Origin of the sequence: Sulfitobacter sp. CW3 (genome assembly GCF_019392245.1) — a bacterium.
Classification (GTDB): domain Bacteria; phylum Pseudomonadota; class Alphaproteobacteria; order Rhodobacterales; family Rhodobacteraceae; genus Sulfitobacter.
Genome location: NZ_JAHXRL010000088.1, coordinates 1 through 313, shown reverse-complemented (window position 1 = coordinate 313; position 313 = coordinate 1). Strand labels below are relative to the sequence as shown.

Sequence of the window (313 nt, the reverse complement as noted above, 5' to 3'; positions counted from 1 at the left end):
GCCGCCTTGCGGACGGTCCGCTCGGCCGGGCAGGGGGCCACGAGCTTGTCGCCCGCGAAACCGTTATCCTCGGGCTGCACCGCGCGCGGGGCGACGGACGCGTAGCCGCGCGCCGCGATCCAGGGCTCGCGCACGCCGGGGAGGCCGGCGTTGAGGTCGATGCGGGCATCGGTCTCCGTGTAGGGGCCCGACGGGTCGTAGACCCGCACCGGCTCCTCCTTCGGATCGGAGAGGACGATCTCGCGGTAGGGTACGCGGATGTCCGGCCGCCCGGCCGGGCTCGCGTAGGCCTTGCGCGATCCGGTCACCGGAC

General features: G+C 74.8%; 1 pseudogene. It reads right to left on the bottom strand.

Features of this window, described 5'->3' with window-relative positions:
* A pseudogene (locus KZZ06_RS20310) lies at window positions 1-313 on the bottom strand (phosphomethylpyrimidine synthase); the annotation flags it as partial.